The organism is Thiothrix litoralis (assembly GCF_017901135.1).
Lineage (GTDB): Bacteria > Pseudomonadota > Gammaproteobacteria > Thiotrichales > Thiotrichaceae > Thiothrix > Thiothrix litoralis.
Genome location: NZ_CP072801.1, coordinates 489033 through 509738, shown reverse-complemented (window position 1 = coordinate 509738; position 20706 = coordinate 489033). Strand labels below are relative to the sequence as shown.

Sequence of the window (20706 nt, the reverse complement as noted above, 5' to 3'; positions counted from 1 at the left end):
TCAGCTTGGGACTTGTGTATAAGGAGATGCCCTTGAGTAGCCCAACCAGATACTTTTAGCTCCCGGTTCGCCATCGCATTTTCTGCCCAGAAAGCCCCCCAGTTCTGCCAGATTGCGGATCACTTGATTGAGGGTAGGTATGCCATCGGGCAGTGCTTTTTTGCCGAGCCGGAAGGATACTTTCCATTCCAGCGGGTCAAACACCAGCTCAGCCGGAAGTTCTGGGCAGGTACGCCCCAACCGCATCAGAAACATAATCCGCCAGGCCACCATGATGTAGAGCGCGAGGGCTTTTTCGATGCGCTCTTTAGTGTCCAGTTGCAGTTTTTCGACGCGACAGCCAACTTTCAGGACATCAAAAAACATTTCGATTTCCCAACGCGCCCGATACCAGTCGATGAGTTCACAAGCGGCATCGGCGGTCTCTACACAACGGTTGGTGACTAAACGCCAAATGAGGGGCGATTTTCCGGCGGGTGGGTTGATTTCTTTGGCTTGAACCAAGGTCAATAGCATCGGGTGCTTGCTCTTGGGACGCAGGGTATAACGTAACACCTTGATTTCCTGTACCACTTTGCGGGCTTTTTCACCCTGCTTGCGCGGTTTGGTAAAGGTGATGCGGGTCAACGCCTGTTGTTGCTCAATGGCATCCCACAGTTTGAGGTCATCTCCTAAGGCACGGTTATGTTGCGCCCGTATCAGCAGGTCAGCCGGGTAATCCAAGGCTTGTGCCCGTTTGAGCAAGTCGTAAAAGTCGCTTTCACGGTCGCCCGTATAGATGAGCCGGTGTCCGGGGCAGCGTGCCGCCAGTTCGGCTACCCGTTCATACCCTTCGATCCAGCGACGGCTTTCTTTGATGCTGGGGTTCGCTTGGTCGGCGGCTTTGCTCAAGCCCCGTGACCACATCCACGTATCGGTGATGCCCAACGGCAGGCGTTCCGGGGTGATACACAAGGTCGGATGCAGGTACATCCCGCGTTGCTTATCGTAGGATAACCGCCCCAAGCCCTCGGTTTCCTGTCCATTGAAGTCCAATTCGGTGGTGTCTTGAATGCACAGGATAATCTTCGAGTCTTGTTGACGGATTCGGCACTCTGTCGCTTCAAAGTGGGATGCCATCAAAGCATCATGGCTCACCGCCTCATTCCAGAAGAAACGGTACGTCGCCAAGGTACTTGACCAACTCTGGCAAGCCTTGGGGAGGCTGGATTGGGGCGCTTTCAGCATGGCATTGAGAATATGGGCGGCGCGTGTTTCGAGGCGCTTGTCTCCCAAATCAAGATCGGTGAGTTCGCTAGATGACCAGTTCATAGGTGAAAATTGCTTATCTTACATCAGCTTGGGACTTGTGTATAAGGAGATGACCTCAGCGACGCTGACTTAGCCCAGCAAATCGCGGACTACAGCCAACACGACAGCTTAAAACCCGACAGTCACTATCAGTTCGATAAACTGCTACACAACGATTATCGCCTAAATTTAAGCCTGCCCGCGTTGCAAAATGCCATCATTTTTATTGCATTGCGCCAACCTGAGCCAACCATTAAAAGCATCATCAAGTTATTTCGGCAAAAATCCACCGATGACTTGTATGCACAACCCACTGGCGCAACCGACTATTACCTTGAACGTTTAAAAACCCTTAGCAGCTTCGCCCAGCAACACCCACAACGTTATTACTATTTTGATACCGAAAAAGTCTGTACAGACACTGACCGCTTATTAAGCCAGTTACAGCAATGGATAGGGATAGCCGAACCGTTATCGCCTGAATACGGTAGCTTTGCCAAAACGTAACTGTTCACGGAGCAGCCCCCTTAAGCGGCAATAAGTCCAGTCACCGGATTCAATACTCGCGGAGGGGGAATAGGCCAACGCACCGTCACCGGCTTTTTAGCCAATGCCTGCTGACACGCTTGACACCGATGGAGTGTCCAGAACAGACTTGCACCCACCTGATTGCCTACGCCGAATTACGCGCAGCCTTCGCAAAAGCGCAGCGTATGCAAAGCCTGGATGCCACCCAAAAAGCCCAACTATTGCCCATTGTCGACAACGATTGGCAAAAGTATTCATCTGGCGGCGTCGGAGGCTATTAGCCTGCAAATCATGCCGCAAACGGTTAGCGTTCACGCCCTCTATTAGGCATTTCAGCGACTTTGTAGTAAATTCTCCCCATCCCAACAGCGAGTCATTTTCCCCTTGTTAGCCCCCGTTTCCCACTTACCCACGACACTGGATGAAGCGCATCAGGTAATCGTGCGCCAACAAGAACGAATAGCTGAGTTGGAGAAGCAAGTGGCACGGGTAGCAGTGCTGGAGCAACAAGTCGAAGCCCTGCAACAACATATCGAAGAACTAGTGGCTAAATTCGGCAGCAGTTCGCTCAACAGTTCCAAACCGCCCTCATCCGACAGTCCCGAACAACGGGCGTTGCGCCCTAAACGCAAGGGGAGTAGCCGCGCTCAGGGTGGCCAACCGGGGCATCCGCGTCACGAACGGGCGTTATATCCTGCCGAACAAGTGACGCGCACCGAACAGTATTTCCCTGAAAGCACCTGTCCCTGTGGCGGTGCAGTGGCGATTGACTGGGGAAACCCTTACTGCCATCAGGTCACGGATATTGCGCCGCCACCACCGCCGGATGTGACGGAACACCAGTTTTACCACGGTATTTGCCAATCCTGCGGCATCAAGCATCACAGTCAGTGGCCCGATTGGGTGCCGAGCGGTCAAATGGGCGCGGGCGTTATTGCATGGGTGGTGATCCTGAGCGGTCAGTTCCGCCTGTCGATGCGTCAGATTCAAGTGCTGTTGTGGGAAATGTGCCAGATACGTTTCAGCACGGGTGCAATCAGCAACGCCCAAGGCAAAGCGATTCCGTGGATGGGGCCGCTGTACCGTCAAGTGGGTCAGCATGTGCGCGAACAAGCAGTGTGCCATGCCGATGAAACCCGCCATTATCGGGGGACGAACACCTATTGGTTATGGGCATTGGCGGATAATACGGTCAGTTACTTCATGACCCATTACTCCCGTGGCAAGGCGGCGGCGGATGCGTTGCTGGGTAGCTTTAGCGGTTATTTAGTCACCGACCACTTCAGTGGTTACGGCAATGTCCCGCCCGAACGGCGGCAACTGTGTTGGGCGCATTTGATCCGGCACTTCCGCAAAATAGCAGGACGCTGTGGCGAAGGGGGAATCGTGGGCAAACGCCTGTTGTTACTCGCTTATGCCACGATTCGCACCCATCACCGTTGGCAACAACATCCCGACCAAGCCACCCGCTACCGACGGCGGATACTGCGCTTGCGCCGCAGCTTCCAAGCCACGCTCAACCAAGGTGTGGCTTTGCACAATTGCAAGCGCACCACCAACCAATGTAAGCATCTGCTCAAGGATGAGGCGATGTGTTGGACATTCCTCAAGGATGACCGGATTCCCCTCACCAATAACCGTGCTGAGCGGGTGATCAGGCCGTATGTGCAATGGCGCAAAACCAGCTTTGCCAGCCAGTCGGCACAAGGTGACAGGTTTCGTCCGACGGTGCTGACGGTGTTGGGAACGGCGCGTCAATTGGGCATGAATATGGCGACCTTGATGCGCGAAGTTTGCTCCCAAGGCTTGGCGCATAAGCCCGTCTCGGTGCGCTTCCCGTTGGATCAAGCCAGTGCCTGCAACCCGCTACAGATGGCGTGAACGCTAACCCGCAAACGTTAGTGTTTGCCTGTTTTGACAAACATTTGAATGAATCTGCCAAAATCTTGGGCATGATGGTCTTGAACTAGAATTTACGCTACTTGAAACCTGCTCCCTGAACTACACCTATTTGTGGAAAATCTCGCAATGGCAGACGGAACACCGCTAACGCGCATAATGTAAAATCTGCCCCGGAAACGGTTGCGCCAAATAGCCCGCCGTATCCGGCTTATTCTGGGTGTGTGCATACCCCAACCCAACCATTTTCTTACTGAAACTCGCATGTTGACCACGACCGGGGTCTACAATCACCACTTTACACTGGGGCTTGGCGTGCTGCTCGATGAAATCTGCCAGCAAGGCAATATGCTCGCGCTCATACAGCAAGTCACTGCCCACAATCAGGTCAAACTCACCCAGCCCGCTATCCGCATCCCCCCAGCCGGTACGCATGAAAGGAATGGCAGCCCCGTGGTTAAGCTCACTGTTTTCCAGCAAAAACGCGCCCGCTTCCGGGTGGTAATCCGTAGCGGTAATATCGGCATGGCGGTGGTTCAACACCAAACTGGTCAGGGCGATGCCACACCCTACTTCCAGAATCCGTTGCCCTTCCAGCTCATAGTCGAACATGTGATGGGCAAGCACCTCACCCGAAGCCCAGATGATCCCGAACAGCGGCCAAGTGGCAGATGAAATTCCCAGTTTTTCGGCGACACCATCGGCATCCGCGAATTGCTGGTTATCCCGCAAGGTACGTACATGAATATCCACATCACCAAACTCCAGTGTCTGGTAACGAAAGCGTAAAGGAGTCATAGCAGCCTGTAGGGTAATGGGCGGGAGACGCGCAGCATACCTGAAACCATCACCCTCAGGGGATAATTCGCAAAAATAGCCATTACAACAAGCGAAAGCCTGCATCGCATCAGAGATTTTCCCAATGCAGATGCAGGCACAATAATGGACTGGGAGGGAGTTACTTCTTCGCCGCAGTCATGGCTTCCTTGATCCAGCCATCGAAGGTTTCCTGATGCCCCTTGATCCAAGCATCGGCATGATTCCCGATATCCTTTTCGGACTTTTCACCATCACGCATTTTCAGGTTTTGCGCATTGATATCGCTAGCGCTGATGTTCATGATGGAAAACAGCTTGGCCGCCGCCGGGTTGGCATCGGTAAATTGCTTGTTGGCGATGATGCGCTGATTATTGGCTTGGAAACCGTAGTTGCTGCCGTCCGGCAGGGTGGTGTCCACATCCTTACGGTCGCCCGGCAGGGAGGAAAACGGCACTTGCAGCCAGACAGTATCCTTGCTCGGTACCAATACACCACTGACCCAGTAAGGTGTCCAAGTGTAGTACAGAACTGGCTTACCCTGCTGGTAGCGTGCAATGGTGTCGGCAATGATTGCTGAGTAGGTTCCCTGTTTATGGGTAATAGTGTCACGTAAACCATAAGTATCAAGCTGATGCTCAATAACGGCTTCACAGCCCCAGCCGGGGTTGCAGCCCGCTAAGTCGGCCTTACCATCACCATCGGCATCAAATAACTTGGCCAGTTTGGGATCTTTCAACTGGTCGATGCTCTTGATCTTGTATTCATCAGCCGTTTTCTTGTCGATCAGGTAGCCTTGCAGCGCACCACTGGCATAAACCCCTTCACGGAAAATTTTCTTGTCACCACCGGCTTTTTCAAAAAAATCAGTATGCAAAGGATCCCAATGGTCAGCCATGAAAGTACCGTCACCATTGCCAATCGCAACGTGGCCGGTAGCGTATTCGATTTCCTTGATGGGTTTTACATCATAACCCAACTTTTCCAGCGCCTTGTCAACCAGTAAGGTCTGGAAGGTTTCCTCGGCAATCGAGGACTGGAGCGGCTGTACTTCGACACCTTCCCCCGGCAGTTTATCCCCCGCCTGCACAGTGGTGCCTAGTGTCAGCGCCATTGCAGCGCTTAATGAAAGATTTTTCAGAGTGTGTTTAAACATGAGCATATTCCTGTATGACAGTGAGTTAGTTTTTGAATTGACGCACTACCAAGCCGATCGGGCCGGATTCATACCAGTGACGAGTTCCCCGCCCACGGGCATTCTGCCCCATTGCTTGGGTAATACGATCGAGAATAATGGCCAGCACCACGATGCCCACGCCGCCAATCGTTGCCAGCCCCATGTCGAGACGGCCTATGCCGCGCAGCACCATCTGACCCAGACCGCCGACAGCAATCATGGAAGCGATCACTACCATCGACAGTGCTAGCATCAGGGTCTGGTTAACACCCGCCAGTATGGTCGGCATCGCCAGCGGCAATTGCACGCGGAACAGCATCTGGCTCGGGCTAGCACCGAATGCACGACCCGCCTCGATCAAATCGGCAGGCACTTGACGAATCCCCAGATTGGTCAGGCGGATCAGCGGCGGCAGCGCAAAAATGATCGTCACCACCACACCCGGCACATTGCCAATGCCAAACAGCATCACAATGGGTACCAGATAGACAAAGGCAGGCGTAGTCTGCATCGCATCCAGCAATGGGCGTAATGCGCGGGCGGCACGTTCGCTGCGTGACAGCCATATCCCGGTCGGCAAACCAATCAGGACACAGAAAAATACTGACGTAATCACCAACGTCAACGTTATGACAGACTGATCCCAAGCGCCGATCAGCCCGACGAAAATCAGTGATAGCGTAGTTCCCAGCGCCAGCCGCCAGCCCGATACTTGCCACGCCAGCAAGGCCAGTAACACGATCAGAAAAGGCGCGGGAATGGCCTGAAAAGCAGCCTCAATGCCGCTCAGGGTAGCGTCGATCGGCCAGCGCACTGACTGGAAAAATGGCCGCAGATTATCCACAACCCAACCCAGCCCATTTTCGACCCACACATCCAGAGGAATCACCGCCTCATTAAACGGGTGCAGCCAGTCGAAACTGGCGCTTGGTGCGGCATCTCCCGCACTATTCAACCAGTCGGTATTGCCTGCCGCTGTGTCACTGCTCGGCTGAGCCGCGCTAGACCACGCATTGCCTGCGGCATCCGGCGTCGGTTGCGCCTGTTCGGTAGCCTCTGCGCTGTTTGTCCAAGGATTATCCGCCATTTTATTCCCCCCCCCTGTTCAAGGTTTCCAGCAGCAGCGTTTTGGTAATGGCTCCCTTGTAAATGCCTGCGTCGTCCACGACCGGCAAGCCAATATCCGACTGCGCCACCAAGCCAATAATCTCGCTCAACTGGGTACTGGCCTGTAGCGGCGTGACACCAACCAAAAAGGCATCATGCAGTTTCGCACCATCACGATGGTTGACTGCGGTCAGCGAATCAACCGATACCACGCCATGAAAATGTTTACCGCGATCCAGTACAAAGCCGTAATTCCGGTCGTTTTCACGCAGCCGCGTCGCTGCCGTGCGAATATTCGCGCCTTCGCGCTCAATAAGGGTCACCTGCTTCTTGCGGGCGACATCCCCAGCCGTCAGCACGGTGCTGACATCGACGCCACGGAAAAAGGAACGCACATAGTCATTGGCCGGGTTCGCCAGAATATTGTCAGGGGAATCCACCTGCACCACGCACCCGCCTTCCATGATGGCGATGCGGTCGCCGATGCGCATGGCTTCGTCGAGATCGTGGGAAATGAAAACAATGGTGCGCTGGTGTTCTTCCTGAAGTTTCAGTAATTCGTCCTGCATCTCAGTACGGATCAGCGGGTCGAGTGCGGAAAATGCCTCATCCATCAACAGGATCGCAGGGTCATTGGCCAGCGCACGCGCCAACCCCACCCGTTGCTGCATCCCGCCGGACAGCTCATCTGGGTAGGAATCCTCATAGGCGGACAGCCCCACCTGTTCCAGTGCGGAACGGGCGCGGACAACACGTTCCTCACGAGCCATGCCGTCCAGCTCCAAGCCAAAAGCAACATTGTCGATCACGCTCATGTGCGGCATCAGCGCAAACGATTGGAATACCATACTGATCTTCTTGCGGCGGGCTTCACGCAGCGCTTCGGCAGACAGCCCGGCGATATCCACATCATCCAGCAGCACCTGCCCTGCCGTCGGCTCGATCAGGCGATTCAGTAAACGCACCAGGGTCGACTTGCCAGAACCTGACAGCCCCATAATGACGAAGATTTCCCCCTCGTAAATATCAAAACCCGCATCCTGTACGCCTAGTGTGAGGCCGGTCTTTTCAAAAATAGCCGCCTTGCTCATTCCCTGCTCAAGCAATTCCCAAGCTCGCTCGGGTTCTTCACCGAAGATTTTGTACAGACCCTTTACGGAAAGTTTTACCTTCATTAACACCTCTAAATGACATCATGGACGCGAGGCGCGAGTGTAACATAGTTTGACATCTAATTAATCATCTAGGCAAAATGAATGTGTTTTCATGTTGATTTATCGAATATATTGGCATTTACTCAGACTAAGCAGAGTAGCTTATAAGCCAATAAATTGGTTTGACATGGAATATAAATTCACATTCAACCTAGAAGAGTAACCATGTTTCAAAAATCTGTATTTGTACTGCTACCTCTCGCCGCAATGGCACAAACCAGCGCCGCTGCCGAACTCAACCTGTACGGCTCACTGCGCACGCAGATCGAGTCCGTCTCACCGGATACCGTCACTGACGAAGACTACACCGGAGTACGCGACGCCTATTCCCGCATCGGAGCCAAGCTGACGCATACGCTCGACAATGATGTGGCGCTGGAAGCAAAAGTGGAATTACCGGTGGATTCAGCCAATGGTAAAATTCAGGGGCCTTGGGATCAGGAAAACGACATTTCCGACACGGCGGACATACGCATCGCCAAAGTGCAGGCCAGTTCACCAAAATACGGTACGGTTTGGGTTGGTCAAGACTGGCTACCGTATTACAACGATATTGCTTACCCGGTGGATTATTTCAGCTCCTATTACAGCGGTTTCGCAACCTTCACCACCTTCCGCAAGGATCAGACCATTGCCTATTCCAGCCCTGACATGAATGGCTTCACGGTTAATGCGGCGCATTCACGCGGCAACGGCAATGCGGATGCCAGCGGTAACAAGGATGACCGCAACCAAGCGACCGCCTCTTATACACGTGGTGACACCAAGGTGGCTCTCGGGGTTGATGACATTGGCGGAGCGGACAACCGGAAAATCATCGGCGCATCACTGGCACAGAAATTAGGTGATTTTTATGTGGGAGCCAAATACGAACAGCATCAGAGTGATGTAAGCGACCCAACTGTTTACGGCCATGACGGCTCCAGCGCGTCCAATCTGTTCGTGCAGCACAGCAAGGGCAAGCACACGCTCAAGGGACATATCGCCAAGGTTGACAACTACGGGGATGATATTTTCCATGTCGGCTATGATTACCAGCTCAACAAAAAGACCAAACTGTTTGCCGAATACTATTCCGAGGAAACGGGTGGAGCCATTACCACCGAACGGGGTGGCTACCGCGATACTTATTGGACAGGCGGTGGCAAAGCAATCGCTGCCGGGTTGCGTTACGACTTCGATACCAAACTCCCGAAATAATCGTACCAGCCTGTGGCGAAACATCGCCACAGGCTGTATACCTTTCTTGTATTTTCCCTGCATAATCGGACTTTTTCAGGCTGGGAAATATACATGGAAGAAGTCGTATTGCTTGATCAGGTTCTGATTGCCCTGCGACGTATTCTGCGGGCGACAGAATTGCATTCCAAGCATCTCAACAAGACAGTCAATCTGACCTTTCCCCAATTACTTATCCTGAAAAAACTGACCAATGAAAACAGAATCACCACCAGCCAGCTTGCAGATGAGCTCAGCCTGAGCCGCGCCACCATTACCTCTATCGTGGATCGACTGGAAAATCGGGGTTTAGTGACACGCGAACGCAGCGAAGATGACCGCAGAGTTATCTTCCTGATGCTAAGCGAAGCAGGTGCAAGCCTGCTGAAAAACGCCCCGCCCTCGTTACAGGAAAATTTCGTTCAACGCCTGCGCAAACTGGAAGAATGGCAAAAAACCATGATTCTCAGCTCCCTGCAACAGGTAGCAACCATGATGGATGTAGAAAAACTGGAAGCGTCTCCTTTACTAGTGAATATTAGTGCTCCAGACCGTAACATACCGAACGAGTTACACTGAATCAGCAGACAACATGGCAAGCAAGCTGCCGCCCGTTTCCTATCGCCTGCAACTCCGGCACTTGTTCCCGGCAAACCGCCTGCGCCTGCGGGCAGCGCGTATGAAACACACAACCCGACGGCGGATTCAACGGCGAAGGCAACTCCCCCGCCCCCACGGTAATCTTGGCCAACCGCGCCCGTTCTTGCTGCGGGTCAGGCAAGGGAATCGCCGCCAACAACATGCGGGTGTAAGGGTGCAAGGGGTTTTGATACAAGCTTTCCGCATCCGCGATTTCCATGATGCGCCCCAGATACAGCACCAGCACCCGATCACTGAGTTCACGCACCACGCTCAGGTCGTGGGAAATGAACAGCAACGTCAAGTGATGGTCACGCTGCAAATCCGCCAGCAACTTCACAATCTGCCCCTGAATCGACACATCCAGCGCACTCACTGGCTCGTCGCACAGAATCAGTTGTGGCTCGACACTCAAAGCACGGGCAATACCGATACGCTGGCACTGCCCGCCGGAAAATTCATGCGGGTAACGGTTGCCCATCGCACTTTCCAGCCCAACCGCCTGCAAGCCTTCAGCGGCACGTTGGCGGATGGCTGCTTTGCCCAATTCCGGGCGCAACGCCAGCAGCGGTTCCTGCAAAATATCACTGACCGTCATGCGCGGGTTGAGCGCGTCCAGCGGGTCTTGAAAGATGCATTGCACCGCACGGCGAAAGGCTTTCATCCCGGCTTTATCGTGCGGGTTCAACCGTTTGCCTTGCCAGCGAATTTCGCCCTGCGCGGGCGTAACCAGTTGCAGAATGGCGCGGGCAAGCGTGGATTTTCCACAGCCGGATTCACCCACAATCCCCAATGTTTCCCCGGCTTGCAGCTCAAAGGAAACCTCGCTCAGCGCCTGCAACACCTGCCCGGTATTGAGGCGAAAACGCACACTGAGTTTATCGACGGCGAGTAGCGGCGCTGCCATTACACCATCCAGATCAAGGATGCCATGCGCCCGGTCTGCCCATCACGGCGGTAGGAGAAAAAGCGTTCCGCATCGGTGTAAGTGCACAAATCGCCGCCGTAAATGTCGGCGACACCGACCGCATTCAAGCGCTGACGGGCAAGTGTGTAAATGTCCGCCATCCATTTGCCTGTGTTGCTGGACGGCTTGAATGCTGCTTGCGCCGACGGGTCGTGCTGCATGAACGTTTCACGGACTTCCGCGCCGACTTCAAACGCATCCGCACCAATCGCAGGCCCCAGCCATACCAACAGGTCAGCAGGTGGGCATTGCAAAGATTCGACAGTACGTTCCAGCACACCGTCGGCCAGCCCGCGCCACCCGGCATGAGCGGCGGCTACGCGGGTTCCTGCCTTGTCGCAGAACAGTACCGGCAGGCAATCCGCCGTCATAATGACGCTGACTTGCCCTTTGCCGAAAGCGGTGGAGGCATCGCCGGTCGGGTAACACGTTCCGGCATCCATGCCACACACATCGACGCCGTGTACCTGCTTCAACCACAACGGTTCGGAAGGCAGTTGCAAGGTATCGCCGACGATCATGCGGTTACGGGCAACTGCCAGCGGGTTATCACCGACGTGATCCCCCAGATTCAGGCTATCGAAGGGCGCGACGCTGACACCGCCGTGACGAGTGGTGCAAACAGCGCAGATGTTGGCGGGTGCAGGCCATGCGGGGGTAAGCCAGTTGGGGTTCATCCATCTTGCGCGAGATACCCCGTCCTTCAGGTCGGGGAGGGATAGCGCGTCGGCGGAGCCGACCCTGTTCTCGCTCCTCTTTTCGTTTACGCTATTTTGGTTAAACAGGCACAACGAACACGGCATGGACTACACTGTGAGTCATGCCAACGAAACGCGCCTACAAATTCCGGTTTTACCCAGACCTGCAACAAGAAAAGTTGCTGGCGCAGACGTTTGGTTGTGTGCGTTACGTGTACAACAGCATCTTGCGTTACCGCACGGATGCTTACGATCAGACTCAGGAAAAAGTCAGTTACCTGGGTGCTAATGCGCGGTTGACAGCCATCAAACAATGGCCTGAGCTGCTTTTCTTGAATGAAGTCTCCAGTGTTCCGCTGCAACAATGCTTGCGGAACCAACAAACCGCGTTCAAGAACTTTTTTGAAGGCCGGGCAAAATACCCTGTCTTCAAATCCAAAAAGCACCGCCAGTCGGCAGAATTTACTTACCGTGCTTTTACATACCGCAACGGTGAATTGAAGCTGGCTAAGTGCGCTGCGCCGCTGGACATTCGATGGAGCCAGCCACTTCCTGCTGCCCCGACCACTGTCACCGTGTCCAAAGATCAGGCCGGACGCTATTTCGTGTCTTGCTTGTGTGAATTTGAATCCACGCTGTTGCCCGTCACCGACAAAAAAGCTGGCATTGACGTGGGCATCAAGGATTTGTTCGTCACCTCTGACGGTTTTAAGTCCGGCAATCCCCGCCATACCGCCCAACACGCGGTTAAACTGGCGAAGTATCAACGCCGTCTTGCCAAGAAGAAATTCGGCAGCAAGAACCGGCTGAAAGCCAAACGCAAGGTTGCCCGTGTTCACGCGAAGATTTCCGATTGCCGTTCGGACAACTTACACAAACTGTCCCGCAAACTGATTAACGAGAACCAAGTCGTTTGCGCTGAAAACCTCGTTGTGAAGAACATGATTAAACACCCAACATTAGCCAAGCACATTGCCGATGCAAGTTGGGGGGAATTTACCCGCCAACTGGCGTACAAAGCCCACTGGGCAGGCAGGAAGTATGTCGAGATCGACCGTTTCTTTCCTTCCAGCAAACGCTGTAACGGCTGCGGGTTCGTGAAAGCAAACATGCCGCTGGACGTGCGGTCTTGGGAATGCCCGGAATGTGGCGCAACCCACGACCGTGACGTGAATGCAGCACGTAACATTTTAGCCGCCGGACTGGCGGTGCTAGCCTTTGGAGAGAATGTTAGCGGTGATGGCATTTCGGTGTCGTTGTCCTGTTCTCGATGAATTAGGAATCCCCTTCCTTTAGGGAGGGGAGGAAGTCAAGTTACAAGCATCTCCAGCAGGGAATGTTCAGGATTTATTGGCAAATCGGACACTGTTTTCTGTCACCACCGTAAACGTATCAGGCAAACGGTCGGCATAACGTTCAAGCAGTTGTTGAAGCGCCACAATTTTGGACTGTGCCCGCTCGTCCCCCAGCCTCAGAAAAACAATACCGCGATGGGGATGCCCTTCCCGATAAACCTTTTCACCAAAATCCTTGTCATTGGTGATCAGTACCCAGTTTTCGTCGCAGGCTTTCTGAATCAATTCAGCATCTGTGCTACCACGAGCCTGCTCGAAAACCGAGAACACCTCATAACCTTGGGTGCGCAAAAAGGCCGCTACTTTTGTGCCAGTACATTCATCAACCAAAAAACGCATATTCAAGCCACCATAGGCATGAAATACGTGCTTTCCAATGACTTCTGGGCAAACAAGAAGCAAGCCTTGATGTCGCTTTCCGTCAAACCCTCGTACTCTTCGAGAATGTCGGCAATGCTGGTATCGTGCGCCAGCAAATTAAGGATGTATTCGACAGTCAGGCGCGTACCACGCACAACGGGCTTGCCCGTCATAACTTGTGGATTGAGGGTGATGCGTTGTAACAGTTCCTGATCGGTCATGTGGTGGCTCCTGAATACCAATGGCTTCACTATGCCATTAGCCTCAGGAATTTGCAAAACCACCGCAATGCTTACTCCCGCAATGCCGCCAGCAATGCTGCCATATCGTCAGGAACAGGGGCTTCCCACGCCATCGCCTCGCCCGTTGCCGGGTGCGTCAACCCCAGCCGGGTAGCGTGCAATGCCTGACGCGGGAAGGTCTGGATTGCTGTGCGTAAGTCATTGGTTATCCCGACCGGCACACGCGGACGCCCGCCGTAAGTCTGGTCGCCGACAATCGGCATGTGCTTCCAACTTAAATGAACGCGAATCTGGTGGGTACGTCCGGTTTCCAACGATACTCGCAACAAGGTGTGATGCGGGAAACGCTCTTCCACCCGGTAATGGGTAATCGCTTCTTTGCCACCGTCGTGGACGGCTTGACGTTTGCGGTCAATGTGGTGACGGCCGATATTGCCTTCAATCGTTGTCCCTGCCACGACTTGCCCGGAAACCAGCGCGAGGTATTCACGGCTAACATCACGTTCCTGTAGCTGTTCGACCAGCTTGCCGTGGGCTTCGAGGGTTTTGGCGACCACCATCAGGCCGGTGGTGTCTTTGTCGAGGCGGTGGACAATGCCCGCACGCGGCAACATTTCCAGCGAACGGTCATGGTGCAACAAGCCGTTGACCAGCGTGCCCGACCAGTTGCCTGCACCGGGGTGAACCACCAGTCCGGCGGGCTTGTTGATAATGATGAGGGTGTCATCTTCGTAAACGATATTGAGCGGAATGTCTTCCGGCTCAAATTCGGTTTGCGGCTCATGCACCGTATTTAGGATTAATTCTTCGCCGCCGATTAAGCGCTCCTTGGGTTTGAGGATTTTATCATCCACTAACACGCACCCGGCTTTGATCCATTTTTGAATCTGGCTGCGGGAATATTGCGGGTACAGGTTGGCAACGGCCTGATCTAGGCGCTGACCTTCCATGTTGAGTGGCACTATGCTGACGATCTGTTGGTTTAGAGACATTCTTAATCCGGTTGAATACGCTATACTTGCAAACTCATTCTATCATCATGTGTTGTTAAGCAAATGTCGATAAGTACAAAAAGACTCAAAGCCAGCATTTATCTGGCGAGCATACTGACAATTTCGGCTGGTTTCAGCGGCTGTTCTATCTTTTCCCAAACGGAAAAAGACCTGACAGAGGGCTGGTCAGCCAATAAAATTTACACAACCGCACGCGAAGCGATGACAGCGGGCGATTACGAACGGGCCATCAGTCTGTACGAATCACTCGAAGCACGCTACCCGCTGGGGCGTTTTGCCCAACAGGCGCAACTGGAAACCGCTTATGCTTATTACAAGTTTGACGAGCCAGATTCCGCGCTGGATGCGATTGACCGTTTTCTGCGGATGAACCCGACCAGTGAAGACGCCGATTACGCACTTTACCTGCGCGGTCTGGTGAACTTCAACCGGGGTCACAGCATTGTCGACAAGGTGTTCCCGCGCAGTATTGCGGATCTGGATACCGTGCGCCAGAAAGAGTCCTTCCAAGACTTTTCACACCTGCTCACCCGTCACCCGAACAGCAAATACGCCCCGGATGCCAAAGAGCGCATCCAGCACTTGCGTAACAGTCTGGCACAATCCGAAGTGAATGTGGCAAGCTATTACATGGTACGTGGCGCATGGCTGGCGGCTTTCAACCGGGCTGAATACGCTGTCAGGCATTACGAGGGTTCACCTGCGGTAGTCGATGCGCTGGAAATCAAGATCAAGGCAGCCCACAACCTTGGCAAACCTGACTTGGTGGCTGACAACCTGCGGGTGCTGGAATTGAACTTCCCGCAACGTGCTGCTGCCCTCAAAGCGCAATTGCGCTAACCCCCCTCACGCATCCCCCGATTATCGGCTAATACTGGCAGGTTACCTGTCAGTCATTTACAGTGGTGTTAAAAGCTATAAAGCGACACAACAATAATAATCAGCGGGGCTATACACATGACGATTTCCAAGGCTACCTGTCTTGCCGGATACACCTTACTGGTGCTGACTTGCAGCGTCTTCGCGGAAGCATCTGCCAATTCAGCCTTTGCCAAAAGCGCACCCATGGCACCGATTGGTGGCTCCCAAACAGCCAAAGCACCCAATTACCTAGGTGCAAGCATTGGCAAAACCACCACTGACGGCTTCTGCCAAGACCTGACTGCCTGCGCAAGCACTGATAAAAGCTGGAAAGCATTCGCCGGGGTACGGATGAACGACAACATTGTGCTGGAAAGCAGCTATGTCAATTTTGGCAAGCAATCCGGCATGGATACCAGTGGTACTGTTAGCCAAAAAGCCAGCGCCTATACCGCAGCAGCCGTAGCGGGCATCCCCGTCAGCGACGCAATCGAAGCCTTTGGCAAAGCAGGCATGGCTCACTGGACAGTCGAGCACACCAATAGCAGCACGGTGGTTGAAAATACCGGCAACAATATCATGGTTGGCCTAGGCGCAAATTATGACCTTGGCGACAATATGGGCATCCGCGCGGAATGGGAACGTTACAAAGATGTCGGCACCACCACCACGCAACAAGCTGGCGATATTGACTTACTCAGTTTAGGTTTTACTTTTTCATCGTTATAACAATATCCCGCGCAGCGGGAATGCTTGGAAAAAATAGAAAGGGGCTTGTATGAAAACACTGATTTCCTGCTCATTGGCAGGCATGGCGCTATGGGCGAACGCGGCGTTTGCAGGCGGTATGGAAGGTTACGGCGTGCCATCCAACGTATCGTTGTACGCAGGGGCGAGTGCGGGCATGGCTAGCCAAGATGGTGCTTGCGTCGCTGACAGCACTTCCAGCAACTGCGAAGACAGCGCCACCGGCAGCAAGTTTTTTGCCGGGCTACGGGCGACGCCCAACCATAATGGCTTTTTAGCAACGCCGGGCGGGGTCATCCCCTCCGCCTCCTTGCCAACACTGGGCATCGAAGTGGGTCACATGGATCTGGGCGAAAGCACTGCCAACGGTACGGCCGGGCGCTCAGGCATTTACGACAGCAAACTCAGCAGCGAATTGTCCGCCAGCTATCTGGCAGGCGTCGGCTATGTGCCGGTTGCACCACGTACCGAATTGCTGGGCAAAGTCGGCGCAGCTTACTGGAAGCAGAATGGCAGCAAAACCGTGGCGGAAGATCCCAGCATGGATACTATTTCCACCAACAGTGGCCTTGGCATGTTGCTGGGCGGCGGGGCGCAGGTCCAAGTCAACCCTAATCTGTCGTTACGCGGTGAATACGAACACGTTTTCGGCACAGCAACAGACACGCCCTATGAATCAGACGCTGGCCTGCTGAGTGTGGGTGCAGTCTTTTCTACCTTTTAACACAGGGCAGCACTATGAAAATGCAACTGGCTTGGGGACTGCTCATTGGGCTGGCAAGTAATGCGCACGCAGGCGATTCCATGATGATGGGCAGCGATTTCACTAATGGCCCCAAACTGTACGTCGGTGCCAGCGCAGGCAGTTCCAAACTCGGCGACACTTGCAACGACCCCTTCTTTAGCGGCAACTGCAACGATCAGGACTTTGCGTGGAAAGCCTTTGGTGGCGCACGTTTTGACCCGATGGTCGGGGTGGAACTCGCTTACTACGACCTCGGCAGCAGCAGCATGAATGGCATCACGGGTGGCAGCACGGCCAAGCTCGACAGCAGCACTACCGGAACGGGCATTACCGGGGTCGGTTACGTGCCGATCACCCCGCAAATCGAAGCCTTTGGCAAAGTAGGCGCTATCGCGTGGAACAATAAAACCAGCAAAACCGTGGGCGGCGGCCTTACCCAACAGGAAGACTCAACCGGCATCAGCCCCCTGATTGGCGGCGGCGCACAGTTCCAAATGAACAGTAACCTGCACTTGCGCGGCGAATGGGAACATATGTTCAACATTGGTTCTGACTCTGCTTACGAAACCGATGCTGACCTGTATTCACTCGGTTTGAGCTATTCCACACTCTGAAAACCTATCTCCCTCGGAAGGGCTGTATTAGCACAGCCTTTCCGGTAAAGTGGCTGCAAATTTTGTCGCTACATTCTTGAGGAGAACGTTTCATGGCACGTCAAACTGATTTCATCGCACCATCCATCCTGTCCGCTGACTTTGCCCGTTTGGGTGAAGAAGTGGTTAATGTCCTGACCTCTGGCGCAGACATTGTGCATTTCGACGTGATGGATAACCATTATGTGCCTAACCTGACCATTGGCCCCTTGGTGTGCGAAGCCCTGCGCAAGCACGGCGTGACTGCACCGATTGATGTGCATTTGATGGTCAAACCGGTCGACCGCATCATCCCTGATTTTGCCGCTGCGGGCGCGTCTTACATCACCTTCCACCCGGAAGCGTCTGAACACGTTGACCGTACCCTGCAACTGATCCGCAACGAAGGCTGCAAGGCTGGCCTCGTATTTAACCCAGCTACCCCTTTGAATATTCTGGAATATTTGATGGACAAGGTAGACATGATCCTGCTGATGTCGGTCAACCCTGGTTTTGGTGGTCAAAGCTTCATCCCCTCCACGCTGACCAAGCTGCGTCAGGTGCGCAAGATGATTGATGATTCTGGTCTGGATATTCGTCTGGAAGTGGATGGCGGCGTTAAAGCCAACAATATTCGTGAAATCAAGGAAGCGGGTGCGGATGCATTCGTAGCAGGTTCAGCGATTTTCAACGTTGCCAACAAAGCTGACCCGAACCATTACAACAGCATTATTGCTGAATTCCGTAAGGAATTGGCAGCGGCTAAGGTTTAAGTTTTACAACCTTTTTAAAGAAACCCCTCCCGGCCTCCCCTTATCAGGGGAGGAGCTAAGAGGTGTACAGTTCTCTTGTTCCTCCCCTGATAAGGGGAGGTTAGGAGGGGTTTCTTTCAGGAATGCAGATTATGTTTAACCCGAAAATGGTGTTGATTGATGTGGATGGGACGCTGGTGGATAGCGTTCCCGATCTGGCATTTTGCGTCGATGAGATGATGCAGCAACTGGCTATGCCGGTGCGCGGCGAAGCTGCGGTGCGTCAGTGGGTGGGTAATGGCGTGCAACGTTTGGTGGAACGTGCGTTGACCGACGATCTGGATGGCTTCCCGGATGCTGCGCTATTTGAGCGTGCTATGCCCATTTTCATGGATTTGTACGCGGAAAATACCTCCAAGCGCAGCCGTTTGTATGATGGCGTGGTGGAAGGGCTGGACTTTCTGCAAAGCTGTGAAGGCTTGAAAATTGGGTGTGTCACCAATAAGGCGGCGCAATTCACCCTGCCCTTGCTGAAAGATTTGGGTATTTTTGACCGTTTCGAGATTGTCATCAGTGGCGATACCTTGCCGGAAAAGAAACCGCATCCCCTGCCGTTGCTCCACGCGGCTGAAGCGCTGGGCGTGAAGCCGGAAGATTCCATGATGCTGGGCGATTCCAAGTCTGACGTGAAAGCGGCGCGGGCAGCGGGTTTCCAGATCATTTGCATGACTTACGGCTATAATCATGGCGAAGATATTCGCAACTATTCGCCTGATGCGGTGATTGATTCGATGGCGGAATTACGCGACCTTATTCGTTGCTAACACCAACCTTCTGATCAGCTATGGGTGGTCAGAAGGAACCCATACGACAATTACCAGTTAACACCTCGTTAGGCATGTCTTCATGGAACATCTGCTAAGATACGTTACCCAATAATAAGGTAACACGTCATGGCTCAACCCAAAAAATCCACGCGCCGCAAAAGAAAACCCACCCACATTAGTATTGAACCGTTACTTTGAACTTATACAAACCTGAACATCGTCAAATTTACAGTCAAATTCCTGCTTCACAGGGGCTGGTTTCGCCTTTGGCTTACGCCCAAGACCAGAGCCATCCCCTCCACAGGCAGACACCGTGTAACTCACGGCGTAGTTGGCTAAGTTAATAGCCGCGTTCACATCCCGATCGTGGCTTACGCCACAGGTCGGACAATCCCACTGCCGGACTGACAGGGGCAGCTTTTCCAGCTTTTCACCGCAGGCGGAACAGGTCTTGCTGCTGGCAAAGAACCTGCCTGCAACTACCACGACACCACCGCGCCTATCGGCTTTGTATTCCAACTGGCGGCGAAACTCAAAAAAGCCCATATCACTGATTGCCCGAGATAGATGGCGATTTTTCACCATGCCAAACACGTTCAGGTCTTCGATGCCAAGGGTATGGAAACGGCGGGTCAAATCCGTCGTGAGTTGGTGCAAAGCGTTCTTGCGGATATTGGCAATACGCGCATGGAGTTTTGCCAGTTTGCGCTTGGCTTTAGCGCGGTTGGTACTGCCGTTGACCTTGCGGGATAGGCTGCGCGAGAGCCGTTGCAGGCGGGAAAGCAAGGCTTTATACGGCTTCGCACCCGTCACCACTTCCCCCGTTGACAGTGTTGCCAGTGCGGATACGCCCAAATCCACGCCCACTACGCCTTGGTTTTCGGCGGGTGGCACGTGACTGGAATCGGTATCCACCGTGATGCTGGCGAACCACTGGTCAGCGGTGCGGGAAACCGTGGCAGAGAGGATTTTGCCGGAAAAGCGTAACGTTTCCCGCATCCGCACTGACCCAAGGTGGGGGATGCGGATGCGGGAAGTGTCAACGGAAAATTGGTCGTTGGTCAGGGTGAAGCTGTCATGGCTTTTGCCTTTCTTTTTGAATTGCGGGTACTTGGCGTGACCTGCAAAGAAGTTCTTGAGGCTACGCCCAGTTGGATGATCGCCATTTGTGGGGCGTTTTTGGTGACTTCCAGCATCCACGGGAATTGCTCGCATTTGATGGCATTGAGTTGTTTGCGGAGTGAAAACTGCGAGGGTTTGGGGAGGTCGTTATCGTCTTTCCATGCGGCGTATTGGGTTTGCCATTCCGCTAACGCCCAGTTGTAGGTAAACCGTGCAGTGCCTGCGGCTTTAGCAAAGTAAGTGGCTTGTTTGTTGTTGGGGTCAAGGCAAAAGACGGGGCTTTACGCGAATATTGGTAAGACTGCGGTAAACTATACCGAAAGCCCCGTCCAATTGCTGGCTAAACTTCGATAGTCGACCATTTTGCTTCAATCCCTGACCCACGTATGGATCGCCGCTAGCGGCACAAAAATTGTATGTGATAGTTTGCGAAAACGACCCATTGGTTTTTCCTCCGGTTGAGGCTACTCTGGAACTGGCTTCGTGTCCGACAGGCT

General features: G+C 53.6%; 23 protein-coding genes. 12 read left to right on the top strand and 11 right to left on the bottom strand.

Going from position 1 to position 20706, the window contains the following annotated elements; translation table 11 throughout:
* A complete protein-coding gene (locus J9253_RS02500) occupies nt 1-1311 on the bottom strand; it encodes an IS4 family transposase (RefSeq protein ID WP_210223159.1) in 1311 nt (436 codons plus the stop codon).
* Nucleotides 1312-1494: 183 nt separating this feature from the next.
* Here J9253_RS02500 and J9253_RS02495 point away from each other — a divergent pair, with 183 nt between their 5' ends.
* From J9253_RS02495 to tnpC, 3 genes are all read left to right on the top strand, one after another.
* A complete protein-coding gene (locus tag J9253_RS02495; RefSeq protein WP_210223158.1) occupies nt 1495-1797 on the top strand; it encodes a hypothetical protein in 303 nt (100 codons plus the stop codon).
* 119 nt (nt 1798-1916) lie between these two features.
* Nucleotides 1917-2099 (top strand): PIN domain-containing protein, encoded by a 183-nt coding sequence (locus J9253_RS02490; protein ID WP_210223157.1) that lies wholly within the window; start codon nt 1917-1919, stop codon nt 2097-2099.
* A gap of 103 nt (nt 2100-2202) precedes the next feature.
* Complete coding sequence (tnpC, locus tag J9253_RS02485) at nt 2203-3699, top strand: IS66 family transposase (protein ID WP_228291480.1); 1497 nt, start codon at nt 2203-2205, stop codon at nt 3697-3699.
* A 165-nt stretch (nt 3700-3864) separates the two neighbouring features.
* Here the strand turns inward: tnpC and J9253_RS02480 are convergent, their stop codons facing one another.
* The 4 genes from J9253_RS02480 to proV all read right to left on the bottom strand — a co-directional run bounded on the left by J9253_RS02480 (nt 3865) and on the right by proV (nt 7992).
* Nucleotides 3865-4515, bottom strand: a complete 651-nt coding sequence (locus J9253_RS02480) for a class I SAM-dependent methyltransferase (protein ID WP_210223156.1) — start codon at nt 4513-4515, stop codon at nt 3865-3867.
* A gap of 160 nt (nt 4516-4675) precedes the next feature.
* A complete protein-coding gene (gene proX / locus J9253_RS02475) occupies nt 4676-5689 on the bottom strand; it encodes a glycine betaine/L-proline ABC transporter substrate-binding protein ProX (RefSeq protein ID WP_228291479.1) in 1014 nt (337 codons plus the stop codon).
* A gap of 25 nt (nt 5690-5714) precedes the next feature.
* Nucleotides 5715-6797 carry a glycine betaine/L-proline ABC transporter permease ProW gene (proW, locus tag J9253_RS02470; protein ID WP_210223155.1) on the bottom strand — a complete coding sequence of 361 codons (1083 nt, stop codon included), beginning with the start codon at nt 6795-6797 and terminating at the stop codon, nt 5715-5717.
* A gap of 1 nt (nt 6798) precedes the next feature.
* Complete coding sequence (gene proV / locus J9253_RS02465; protein WP_210223154.1) at nt 6799-7992, bottom strand: glycine betaine/L-proline ABC transporter ATP-binding protein ProV; 1194 nt, start codon at nt 7990-7992, stop codon at nt 6799-6801.
* Nucleotides 7993-8196: 204 nt separating this feature from the next.
* Between proV and J9253_RS02460 the strand changes: the two genes are divergently transcribed.
* Together J9253_RS02460 and J9253_RS02455 are read left to right on the top strand one after the other, a co-directional pair.
* Nucleotides 8197-9231: a porin gene (locus tag J9253_RS02460; RefSeq protein WP_210223153.1), complete on the top strand. Its 1035-nt coding sequence runs from the start codon at nt 8197-8199 to the stop codon at nt 9229-9231.
* Nucleotides 9232-9324: 93 nt separating this feature from the next.
* Entirely contained in the window at nt 9325-9828 is a 504-nt protein-coding gene (locus tag J9253_RS02455) for a MarR family winged helix-turn-helix transcriptional regulator (RefSeq protein WP_210223152.1), read from the top strand.
* A gap of 1 nt (nt 9829) precedes the next feature.
* On the opposite strand, the gene J9253_RS02450 is transcribed toward J9253_RS02455, so the two are convergent.
* Entirely contained in the window at nt 9830-10795 is a 966-nt protein-coding gene (locus J9253_RS02450) for an ABC transporter ATP-binding protein (protein ID WP_210223151.1), read from the bottom strand.
* Entirely contained in the window at nt 10795-11532 is a 738-nt protein-coding gene (pgeF, locus tag J9253_RS02445; protein WP_210223150.1) for a peptidoglycan editing factor PgeF, read from the bottom strand. Before pgeF ends, J9253_RS02450 begins: the two co-directional genes overlap by 1 nt.
* A gap of 143 nt (nt 11533-11675) precedes the next feature.
* Here pgeF and J9253_RS02440 point away from each other — a divergent pair, with 143 nt between their 5' ends.
* Nucleotides 11676-12827: an RNA-guided endonuclease InsQ/TnpB family protein gene (locus J9253_RS02440; RefSeq protein WP_210223149.1), complete on the top strand. Its 1152-nt coding sequence runs from the start codon at nt 11676-11678 to the stop codon at nt 12825-12827.
* Nucleotides 12828-12893: 66 nt separating this feature from the next.
* Here J9253_RS02440 and J9253_RS02435 read toward each other — a convergent pair whose 3' ends face one another.
* From J9253_RS02435 to rluD, 3 genes are all read right to left on the bottom strand, one after another.
* Entirely contained in the window at nt 12894-13247 is a 354-nt protein-coding gene (locus tag J9253_RS02435; RefSeq protein WP_210223148.1) for a DUF5615 family PIN-like protein, read from the bottom strand.
* 2 nt (nt 13248-13249) lie between these two features.
* The gene (locus tag J9253_RS02430; RefSeq protein ID WP_210223147.1) at nt 13250-13489 is read right to left on the bottom strand and encodes a DUF433 domain-containing protein; all 240 of its coding nucleotides are present in this window, start codon (nt 13487-13489) and stop codon (nt 13250-13252) included.
* 71 nt (nt 13490-13560) lie between these two features.
* Nucleotides 13561-14502, bottom strand: a complete 942-nt coding sequence (gene rluD, locus J9253_RS02425; RefSeq protein WP_210223146.1) for a 23S rRNA pseudouridine(1911/1915/1917) synthase RluD — start codon at nt 14500-14502, stop codon at nt 13561-13563.
* A 63-nt stretch (nt 14503-14565) separates the two neighbouring features.
* Between rluD and J9253_RS02420 the strand changes: the two genes are divergently transcribed.
* The 6 genes from J9253_RS02420 (at nt 14566) to J9253_RS02395 (ending at nt 19084) form a co-directional block, all read left to right on the top strand.
* Entirely contained in the window at nt 14566-15363 is a 798-nt protein-coding gene (locus tag J9253_RS02420; RefSeq protein ID WP_210223145.1) for an outer membrane protein assembly factor BamD, read from the top strand.
* Between the two features lie 117 nt (nt 15364-15480).
* Nucleotides 15481-16113, top strand: coding sequence for an outer membrane beta-barrel protein (locus J9253_RS02415; RefSeq protein ID WP_210223144.1), 633 nt, complete (start codon nt 15481-15483; stop codon nt 16111-16113).
* Nucleotides 16114-16162: 49 nt separating this feature from the next.
* Nucleotides 16163-16855: an outer membrane beta-barrel protein gene (locus tag J9253_RS02410; protein WP_210223143.1), complete on the top strand. Its 693-nt coding sequence runs from the start codon at nt 16163-16165 to the stop codon at nt 16853-16855.
* Between the two features lie 14 nt (nt 16856-16869).
* Nucleotides 16870-17490 carry an outer membrane beta-barrel protein gene (locus tag J9253_RS02405; protein ID WP_210223142.1) on the top strand — a complete coding sequence of 207 codons (621 nt, stop codon included), beginning with the start codon at nt 16870-16872 and terminating at the stop codon, nt 17488-17490.
* Between the two features lie 92 nt (nt 17491-17582).
* Complete coding sequence (gene rpe / locus J9253_RS02400) at nt 17583-18281, top strand: ribulose-phosphate 3-epimerase (protein WP_028487627.1); 699 nt, start codon at nt 17583-17585, stop codon at nt 18279-18281.
* Between the two features lie 131 nt (nt 18282-18412).
* A complete protein-coding gene (locus J9253_RS02395) occupies nt 18413-19084 on the top strand; it encodes a phosphoglycolate phosphatase (RefSeq protein WP_210223141.1) in 672 nt (223 codons plus the stop codon).
* 192 nt (nt 19085-19276) lie between these two features.
* On the opposite strand, the gene J9253_RS02390 is transcribed toward J9253_RS02395, so the two are convergent.
* Nucleotides 19277-20302 carry an RNA-guided endonuclease InsQ/TnpB family protein gene (locus tag J9253_RS02390; protein ID WP_210223140.1) on the bottom strand — a complete coding sequence of 342 codons (1026 nt, stop codon included), beginning with the start codon at nt 20300-20302 and terminating at the stop codon, nt 19277-19279.
* Nucleotides 20303-20706: the final 404 nt, after the last annotated feature.